Source organism: Prevotella sp. P2-180, from assembly GCF_002251435.1.
Taxonomy (GTDB): domain Bacteria; phylum Bacteroidota; class Bacteroidia; order Bacteroidales; family Bacteroidaceae; genus Prevotella.
In genome coordinates this window covers 37,322-43,950 of record NZ_NPJI01000047.1, presented here as the reverse complement: position 1 = coordinate 43,950, position 6,629 = coordinate 37,322, and the positions used below count along the sequence as shown (strand labels likewise).

The window sequence follows — 6,629 nt, the reverse complement described above, 5'->3', positions numbered from 1 at the left end:
GATTTGGTCTTATTCTGTGACAAGGATGGCAAATACTATCTCAACGATAATTATCCGAATTATTGGAATTTAGAAAAGACAAAACAAAATGCAGATAAGCGTTCTGAAGGTTGGAATAAATTTATCAATCTTCTCAGAAAAGAAGGGCGTATCAAATAATTAAAAGAGACGGAAAATTCCGTCTCTTTTAATTTGTTGTACCATATGAAAGTAATATGATTATGAGACGCTAACTCAACTTTTTCTAATACTTTATCCCTTATCTTTTAAACGGTCTTAGTTTATTCCATTGCTCCTTGAGCCATTCGACAATAGGCTGTCTGTTGATATACAAGAATAATTGGTTCGACTCTTTAATTTGTAGCGAACCAGTGGTACCTGTCCCCGTGATTCTCATTACTTACGCTCAAGTGTCAATTCTAATCTTTGGATGCCCTTCTTATTTGCATTGGCAAGAATAAGGACGTATGCCAGTTGTTCTCCATTATTCATCGTGGTAGTCACGAAGCGGAAATCGTCTTCCGTAACGATATATTTCAGCATGGGACCGCCGCCAGATGCCACCACAAGACGTATCTTGTCAGAAAGAGGAGAGATAACGTAGGCATATCTAGCCATATACGTTGTACTATTGAGCTTCACCCAATCAGGGACTGTTGGGTCTAAAGTATTATTCAGATAGATGCGGCAGTTCTTGTAGGATGGTCTTTCATTTCCCTCAGAATTGTATATTGTTCCGTTGCCATCCACAAATATAGGCGAGGACACGGAATACTTCTCTATAGGGCACTGCTCCTCATAGACAATGTCTGCCTCTGACTTGATTGTGGCTTCTACAGGAAGTTCTGGACCTATAATTTCCTTATCTTCCAACACCTCTACAAGTTCATACATCCATGCCGAACCATCTGCAGGGGGATTGGCTAGTATGGTCTTCTTTGCCCTCAGCTTATACCTATGCCCTTTCTCATACGTAAATCCTTCTATCTCAGAGAAACTCTTCTTTCGCCAGGTCTGGTCAACGCCATCCTCCATGACAAGCATACACTCAACGGGATTCTCCTTGTTGTCATCAAATAACGAATACATGATGTCTGTGTTCTCTGAAACAGATATAGTAATCACGACCACCTTGTCTTTGAGTTCATCATCGTCATTGCATGATGCCATTCCGATAGCAGAAATGATAACGACAAGCAATGTAGAAAAAAATAATTTGATAGTCTTCATAATATCATTTGTTTATCTTTTATGTATTGAGTTCACCAGTCCCCATCTTGAATATAATCACTTTTCATGAATATGGATGAGAGGCTGACCAAAGAAAGTGGAAAGCATCGAGATTGTTCTTAGTGTGAAGTTGTGTTGACCGCTTAACCATTTTGTCACTTCACTCGGTTTCTTGCCAAGAGCCTGAGCAAACTGTAGTTTGGTCAAACCGCGTTGTGTCATCAACTCATAAATTCGGTTTGAAACGGCAAATTCCATTGCCACCTCCTGCTGTATGGCAGGAGAGGTGTTTGCCAACATTTCGTCAAATGATGTATTAATCCGCTTCATAAGTCAAATGTTTTATCAGTTTCAATTATGTTTTCTGTTACCGAAATCGTGCCATCTTTTACACCAGCTCTCATTAACCTGTCAAAGTTCTGGAGTGTGATGACATATCCTTTGAGGGTATCGTCTTCATCATATGTTCTAGTTTTCTTAACTCCTCCATTGCCAAGGATGAGTATTTTGTCAGACAACCGTAAGCAATAAAGACGAAGTTTGGACTTCAATACAGGCAAGGCACAAACCCTATCGTTCATCTTGCCTTCTGGACGGAAGAAACGTTCCAAAGCACCAAAATCAGCAATACGTCCAAGTATATTCAGAAGACGCTCAAAATCCTCATTATACTCCAACTCATTTCTGAATTTGGCGTAGAACTTTTCAAATTCGCTATCATCATCTGATAGGAATTGTATTGTGTACATGGTACAGTTTTTCGCATCTGTAACCAATTTCAATTCGGCTTCACTCATATAGTATCATGTTTTGTCGATGCAAAGATACGAAGAACATTTCACTTAAAAGTAAAAGTCTGTCTGTATTTATGCTTTTTTATACAAAAATCTGCTTTACTGCATGAAATCGGGTATCATATCCACTGCTTCTCGTTTCTTTTTGTCAACGATGTTGCCGTAAATCTGTGTTTCTTCTTTTTCGCTTTCATATCGTGTTTCTTTAATATATCTGCCTGCAAAGTTACGAAATCTTCTTGAAAACGAGTCACGGAATAGTCACAGCAACAGTCAAACTATATGGTTGCCAAATCAAAACAAGAAAGCCAAAAGAAATGAAAGGAAAATACTTTGAATATACTGTAACACAATTATTTATGTAAGTTTAACTTATAAATTCTGCGATTATAGTTTGATTAGGCTGACATAGGGTGATCTTCTTCTTGAGAATCTGCTTCCGAATTGTAAAGTGCTGAATATCAACACTCCCAAAAAGCAAAAAGTACCAAAAGAAACAAACTGGAAACAAAAATTTCAAAAACCCCAAAATGAAAACATCTGCTTAACATATCTTAACACGGAAATGAACGGAAATTTTCATTTTCTATCATTTTGTGCTGCGTTCCTGAAGGTGCAAAATCAGGTATTGTGAACCTTATTGTCGTTTCAGCAATCAGGTTGAAAAAATGGCTTTAGTTGGAAAAATGTGCACGAAAAGTGGGCTTTTCAGGTGGCATTTTATAGTATTTTCTGCGAAAATACAGTTGTATGTTTAACTTTCTACGTATAAGTCTCTTTAGTCTCACGGAATTTTATTAACTTTGCACCAAAGTTTATTTTAATTGCAATTTTATGGTCACTTATTTTGATGCATGTGAGATTCTTGAAATGCTGTCTGAAGCATCTGTAAAGGTGTTTCTGGACGGCGGTTGGGGTGTCGATGCACTTATAGGCAGAGAAACAAGAATACATAACGACATCGATCTGTTCGTAGAGAAGAAAGACTATGGTAAGGCCATATCCGTGATTACCTGGAAGGGATACAGAGAAGTTGTAATGGACTATACGACCGATAGCCATACTGTCTGGAAAGATGACAACGGAAGAATAATCGATCTGCATTGTTTCGAATATGTCGAAGATGGAATTCTATATGACGGATACACTTTCCCAAGCGAAACTTTCTCAGGTAAAGGAAATATCGGGAATATTGAGGTAACATGCATAAACCCGGAGGCACAGGTACAGTTCCATCTTGGATATGAATACGATGAAAATGATGTCCACGACGTCCTGTTATTATGCAGAACTTTCAATCTTGAGATACCGGAGCAATATAAAACTCACATCTGATTCAATATGCTATGATTACTGATAGTTATGATATTGAAACTGAACCAATGATCAATCTGTTTGATTTCTACGGCAGACGTGGAGATTTTGCAGATATATGCCTGATAATATTCTCGAAGGAGATTCATCGGCATTTACTTGATTCCTACGAATCTGAAATTATTGCAACTATGCCGGCTTGCAATGGCGATACGCATATCTATAAAACAACTTATAAAGGAGTTACGATAACTTTCTACCTGTCAGGAATAGGTTCAGCAGTAGCATCCTCTCAATGTCATCTTGCAAGCTGGCTAACTGGAGCATCAAAGTTCATTATGTTCGGTTCCTGTGGCAGTCTTGACCGTACAACCACACAAGGTAGATTTATCATACCGACACAAAGTTACAGAGGGGACGGGTGTTCATATTATTTTGCAGCACCATCCGACTATATTGATATAGCCGCAAGCAAGGAACTTTCCATAATTTTCGACAAATTATCTGTACCATATATTACAGGTAAAATATGGACGACAGATTCGATGATCAGAGAAACAAAAGGACTTGTACGCAAACGTATGGAAGAAGGGTGCATCGCTGTAGAAATGGAATTGGCTGGAGTTCAATCTGTGTGCGACTTCTACAATTTGAAGTTGTATGCTTTTTTTGAAACAGGTGACATTTTGGATACAAATGGATATGAAGCCAAAGGCTTGAACAATGCCAACCATAGTTTAAACAAACTTTATATTGCTTTAGAAACGGCAACCTACATCTGAAGTATATCAGAATTGTAAATTCCCATTTAGCGGACTATATAAAAAGTATTCCATAACCATCTATACGTGGTTTACGGAATGCTTACTTTATAACAATTAGGTTTACACTCGTTTATTTTGACGGTGCAAAGTTACTCATGCTATCTGGCTCCCACAACGGGCAATAGTGCACATTTTCAAGAAAATGACGTTTTCAAGAAAAAAAATATCCCTACAAACTTAGACTATGCCAAGTTTCGTAGGGATTTTGGAGGGTATAAACATTAGATTACTTCGTCCAGTGGTAGTGACTGTCGAGCATCAGGAAGATAGCCAAGCCGAAAATAACGAGTCCAAGGACAAAGAAGAACCAGAAGAAATACTGCACATAGCGTCCGAGGTAGGTTCCGTCGTACTCCTTGTACCTTTCCTGAACCCTTCTACGTTCTTCATAAAACATTTGATTGACCTCACGGATATGCTTCTGCATCTGAGTGGTCATCCATTCATGTTGTTTGTCGAACATGTTCTGAATCTTCTTCCAGTCAACATCATCGACTCTGACTGAAACCTTCAACTTGGTTGGGGCATCCTTCAGAACATTGTCAATGTGGGTATTGATGGTGTCAACCTTACCACTGATAGTGTCAACGGCATTGCCAAGAGCAGTCTGAGCTGAATTGTACTTACGGATGGCAGACTCCAGTTGAAGAGTTGCATTGATCCAAGTGTTGGTCGCTTTGTCAATGTTCTCACTCAACTGCCTGAGTTCAGGCGCACGACTGACAACAGCATCCTCGGCATCATGCTCTTCAATCTCTTCCTGGACTTCGTTCATCATGTCATCGAAGTCAGGCTTCTGCTCGTCATCTTCGATGAGTTCTTCTACATGTTTTGTTCTTCTCATTGATATGTAGGATTTGTCTAACGGTGGAATGAACGTCTTTTCTGCGGTGGCTTGCACATGGCATGAGCCATCTGGAGGCAACGGCGAGCCCGCTCACGCTCGTCTTCGTCATCATCCTTACCCCAACCAGAGGAAGGAGCAGAACCACCACCGCCACAAGATTCGGACACGGTTGTTGCTGCATCAATCATATCAAGGAAGAGAAGCATACCTACATGAGAAATGTCCTCTCTTGATGCAGTCATATCAGAATCAGGAACCTGAACCTCATTGAGGAAGATGTCCTTGACCGTGTTCGGAATATAGATTCTCTTCATTTCACCGCTAACATTGACATTGAAGGCAGTCTTGGTAGCAACTGGCAATGGCTTAGAATTGGACTGGGTAGGTTTCGTTGTCTGAGCAACAGGGCGAGCAGGGCGAGCCGGTGAAACGGAAGGTGAAGCAGGTCGCATCTTGACCTGAGTAGGCTTAGGATGCATCTTCTTCCATGTGGCTTCAAGCTGTGATACCATGAACTTTCGACCGATGGCAGAAGCCTTGAACACTGAGGCATTCTTGCCGATGGTGTAGCCCACAAGTTTGCAGTTAGTAGTGTCATACCTTGGATTGACCTCATAGCCTCTCATGCGAAGCATATCAAAGTAACGGTCAATGTCGAAACTATCCATCTTCTGAAGGGTATATTCGCAAAACTCCGCTATATCTTGTTGGCGCATTTCACGAACCTCCTGAGGTTGCTCCCAACCATGCCTTGCGTTGATAATTTCCGCAGCCCTTATTGCTCTGATGTGAACATCGTGAACATCGTTGGTCTTGCCGTCATTATCCACACGGCAACAGTCAAGATGCAGGTGAAGGGTTCCAGACTTGGAATCCCGATGCAAGGCAGCAACACTCATAGAATTGCGGAAATTGGTCTTGACCTTCTCCTTAAAGCCTTTGGGTAAAAGTCCGACTGAATCCAAAGCTTCCAATCCTTCATCAGCGAGGTTTGCCCAGTCATCCAAGGTATAGTTCTCTGACTCTTCCTTGGATGGGGAGAGTACAAACGTGGTCATGAAGCGTTCCAACTTTCGCCCAACAGTCCTGTCCTGTTGATGCAACTGGCAGTGATGCTTCATCCGATACCAGATTTCGGTGGCATCGAGATAGTCAGGCATGTGGTTCACCTTGACCACGGTTGCATCCTCCTTCTCCATTGCGTACCTTGCGGCATTGCCGCCATAGGCTACTGGTCTTGCGAGTATAATCATTCGTCTTCTTGAACTTTGGTCAGTACAGGAGAAGTAAGGTTGTCTTCAATGCTATACCAGTGTTTGATGAGTCGTTCAACGGCTTCAATCCACCACTTCATGAACTTTGGAGATCTGAACATCTTCTGCTTTTCCTCGGGTGAAGCATCGTGCAACTTACTGCGGACTTTTATCAAGTCGGTACGTGCCTCAGTCAGAGAGTTCAGGGCTTTGCTTTCCTCTGGAGTGAGTCGCTGACGTGGGTGATGCTTCTTGCCAGTCTCAACGAGATACTTGCCTATGCTCATACCACATTCTTATTAATCGGGATGTCAAAAACGCCTGTACAGGATAAAATTGCCAATAAACGGAGAACCTCAGTTTGTGC

Annotated in this window: 8 protein-coding genes; 2 read left to right on the top strand and 6 right to left on the bottom strand. The window is 41.2% G+C overall.

The window, feature by feature from the left end:
- Positions 1-396: 396 nt before the first annotated feature.
- Genes CIK98_RS07945 through CIK98_RS07935 form a run of 3 tightly spaced genes read right to left on the bottom strand, consistent with a single transcriptional unit; the run spans position 397 to position 2,027 of the window.
- Entirely contained in the window at positions 397-1,230 is an 834-nt protein-coding gene (locus CIK98_RS07945; protein ID WP_094383717.1) for a DUF4377 domain-containing protein, read from the bottom strand.
- A 57-nt stretch (positions 1,231-1,287) separates the two neighbouring features.
- On the bottom strand, positions 1,288-1,560 hold the full coding sequence (locus CIK98_RS07940) for a helix-turn-helix transcriptional regulator (RefSeq protein WP_094383716.1): 273 nt from the start codon (positions 1,558-1,560) through the stop codon (positions 1,288-1,290).
- Complete coding sequence (locus CIK98_RS07935; RefSeq protein WP_094383715.1) at positions 1,557-2,027, bottom strand: hypothetical protein; 471 nt, start codon at positions 2,025-2,027, stop codon at positions 1,557-1,559. Before CIK98_RS07935 ends, CIK98_RS07940 begins: the two co-directional genes overlap by 4 nt.
- A gap of 831 nt (positions 2,028-2,858) precedes the next feature.
- Here CIK98_RS07935 and CIK98_RS07930 point away from each other — a divergent pair.
- The gene (locus CIK98_RS07930; RefSeq protein WP_006743465.1) at positions 2,859-3,359 is read left to right on the top strand and encodes a nucleotidyltransferase domain-containing protein; all 501 of its coding nucleotides are present in this window, start codon (positions 2,859-2,861) and stop codon (positions 3,357-3,359) included.
- A gap of 11 nt (positions 3,360-3,370) precedes the next feature.
- Positions 3,371-4,120 (top strand): nucleoside phosphorylase, encoded by a 750-nt coding sequence (locus CIK98_RS07925; protein ID WP_006743466.1) that lies wholly within the window; start codon positions 3,371-3,373, stop codon positions 4,118-4,120.
- A gap of 268 nt (positions 4,121-4,388) precedes the next feature.
- Here the strand turns inward: CIK98_RS07925 and CIK98_RS07920 are convergent, their stop codons facing one another.
- The 3 genes from CIK98_RS07920 to CIK98_RS07910 are packed head-to-tail and all read right to left on the bottom strand — an operon-like array spanning position 4,389 to position 6,549.
- Positions 4,389-5,006: a hypothetical protein gene (locus tag CIK98_RS07920; protein WP_094383714.1), complete on the bottom strand. Its 618-nt coding sequence runs from the start codon at positions 5,004-5,006 to the stop codon at positions 4,389-4,391.
- A 17-nt stretch (positions 5,007-5,023) separates the two neighbouring features.
- Positions 5,024-6,262 carry a hypothetical protein gene (locus tag CIK98_RS07915; protein ID WP_009317650.1) on the bottom strand — a complete coding sequence of 413 codons (1,239 nt, stop codon included), beginning with the start codon at positions 6,260-6,262 and terminating at the stop codon, positions 5,024-5,026.
- On the bottom strand, positions 6,259-6,549 hold the full coding sequence (locus CIK98_RS07910) for a hypothetical protein (RefSeq protein WP_229045419.1): 291 nt from the start codon (positions 6,547-6,549) through the stop codon (positions 6,259-6,261). Before CIK98_RS07910 ends, CIK98_RS07915 begins: the two co-directional genes overlap by 4 nt.
- Positions 6,550-6,629 lie beyond the last annotated feature (80 nt).

Excerpts from the sequence above, each read along its gene's own strand:
- CIK98_RS07915 (WP_009317650.1), bottom strand. The coding sequence starts at position 6,262 with ATGATTATACTCGCAAGACCAGTAGCCTATGGCGGCAATGCCGCAAGG.
- CIK98_RS07940 (WP_094383716.1), bottom strand. The coding sequence starts at position 1,560 with ATGAAGCGGATTAATACATCATTTGACGAAATGTTGGCAAACACCTCT.
- CIK98_RS07945 (WP_094383717.1), bottom strand. The coding sequence starts at position 1,230 with ATGAAGACTATCAAATTATTTTTTTCTACATTGCTTGTCGTTATCATT.
- CIK98_RS07930 (WP_006743465.1), top strand. The coding sequence starts at position 2,859 with ATGGTCACTTATTTTGATGCATGTGAGATTCTTGAAATGCTGTCTGAA.
- CIK98_RS07925 (WP_006743466.1), top strand. The coding sequence starts at position 3,371 with ATGATTACTGATAGTTATGATATTGAAACTGAACCAATGATCAATCTG.
- CIK98_RS07910 (WP_229045419.1), bottom strand. The coding sequence starts at position 6,549 with ATGAGCATAGGCAAGTATCTCGTTGAGACTGGCAAGAAGCATCACCCA.
- CIK98_RS07920 (WP_094383714.1), bottom strand. The coding sequence starts at position 5,006 with ATGAGAAGAACAAAACATGTAGAAGAACTCATCGAAGATGACGAGCAG.
- CIK98_RS07935 (WP_094383715.1), bottom strand. The coding sequence starts at position 2,027 with ATGAGTGAAGCCGAATTGAAATTGGTTACAGATGCGAAAAACTGTACC.